The organism is Microcystis sp. M49636_WE2 (assembly GCF_030065375.1).
In the GTDB taxonomy this organism is placed as follows: Bacteria; Cyanobacteriota; Cyanobacteriia; order Cyanobacteriales; family Microcystaceae; genus Microcystis; species Microcystis aeruginosa_C.
Window position 1 is genome coordinate 1 of record NZ_JASJFG010000331.1, and the last position, 1,810, is coordinate 1,810.

Genomic DNA, 1,810 nt, shown 5'->3' on the forward strand with positions numbered 1-1,810 from the left:
AGTTTGCGCGCCCATTCTCTCAACTTGTCTATCACTTCATCTAAATAGTCCATTGACCAAATGGCTCCTTTGAGATACTAGCTATGAGTTTTCGTCGATTGATCCCCGCAACAGCTTGATTCTAGAGAATTTTAACTAATTTTCATCGTTTGGCTGTTAAATCTGACGAGCGGGGGAATCTATATCTTGTATTTATATTAAGCTTAACATAGGTTTTTAGTCTGAGTATATATTCTTGGCAATTCTTTTTTAAGATATTGTTAATAAGTTCCGTCGTAGGCGATCGAGGGCGGTATAAGCACTAATCTGGCGAATTGTCAAGCGATCTCGATTTTCTCCGAAACGATGCTCTGATACGGTGACATTTCCCTGAGGATCGGCTAAACCGATATAAACTAGGCCCACGGGTTTTGTCTCGCTGCCTCCTCCCGGTCCAGCAATACCCGTGATACTGATCCCCCAATCCGTAGCGAGGCGTTTTCGCACCCCTAGGGCCATCTGTTGGGCAACAATGGCACTGACAGCCCCGACATTATTTAAATCCCGCTCATTTACGTCTAAGAGGGCAACTTTTACCCGATTATCGTAGGAAATAACCCCACCCCAAAAATAATCGGAACTGCCGGCGATTTGGGTGATAATTTCCCCTAATCCTCCTCCAGTACAGGATTCTGCCACACTCAAAGTTTGTTTTTGTCGCCGCAACAGTTCCCCCACTACCGAGGGTAAAGTATCATCATCGGCCCCAAAATAATCTAATCCGGCGATTTCCTTAATTTCCGTCGCTACCGGTTCAATTACCTGCAAAGCAGCCTCTAAAGAAGGGGCTTTCGTCGCAATTCGCAAACGCACTTCGCCTAAACCAGCATAGGGGGCAACGGTGGGGTTAGTCAGATCAAATAAATGGGCTACTTTTTCCGCTAAAGCTGACTCACCGATACCGCGAAATTTCAGAGAACGACTATAAATCCTCTCTTTGCCCCATCCTTGACTTTCTAGGTAAGGAATCGCCGTTTCTACCCACATTCTCTTCATTTCTGAGGGTACTCCGGGGAAAGTGAGAATAGTCAGGTTAGTCTGTGGTTGCCAGATCATGCCGGGGGCGGTTCCCGTCGGATTTGGCAAAAAATCGGCTCCCACGGGTATTAAAGCCTGTTTACTGTTACTAGGAGGCATTTCTCGCCCTAAAATCGTAAATTTAGCCTCGATTTCTGCTAAAATCTCTTTATCTTCTCTAAGGGGCGTTTGGAAAAAATCGGCGATTGTTTCTGTGGTTAAATCGTCAGGAGTAGGTCCCAGTCCCCCGGTAAAAATTAAAATTGAGGAACGTTCTCGGGCAATAGCGATCGCTTTTTTCAGTCTTTCTACATTATCCCCCACCACCGTTTGATAATAATGGGGAATGCCTAATTTTGCCAATTCTAGGGCTAAATATTGGGCGTTAGTATTAACTATATCCCCTAATAATAATTCCGTTCCTACACAAATAATTTCAGCGGCCATAATTTTTAGCAATTAGCTTAAGATTTTCAATTTTGATCATTAACTGATCTCCTGTCACCATCGTTCGATCGGGTTTAGGTAACGATGGTACTGGAAGTTAACCCTACCAGTGCGCTCCAGTATTATACCAGTAAGCTATCAACAATCAAAGTCTTGTATATTAAATGCAGCAATTCTCATTTTGAAAACAAAAGAAGATAAAGTTCTCTTGTTCACATAGAGAACTTCTGTCTAATTATCATTTTTTTTCAAGATAATCATCATAATTAGCTTCAAGAGACAGTTTTAAAATATCTGCCCATAAAAA

Annotated in this window: 1 protein-coding gene; it reads right to left on the reverse strand. The window is 42.7% G+C overall.

Features of this window, described 5'->3' with window-relative positions:
- Positions 1-249: 249 nt before the first annotated feature.
- Entirely contained in the window at positions 250-1,503 is a 1,254-nt protein-coding gene (locus tag PX484_RS07930; RefSeq protein WP_287669363.1) for a competence/damage-inducible protein A, read from the reverse strand.
- Between the last annotated feature and the right edge of the window lie 307 nt (positions 1,504-1,810).

Bases quoted from the DNA above. Each gene is read 5' to 3' on its own strand.
- PX484_RS07930 (WP_287669363.1), bottom strand. From the start codon at position 1,503: ATGGCCGCTGAAATTATTTGTGTAGGAACGGAATTATTATTAGGGGAT.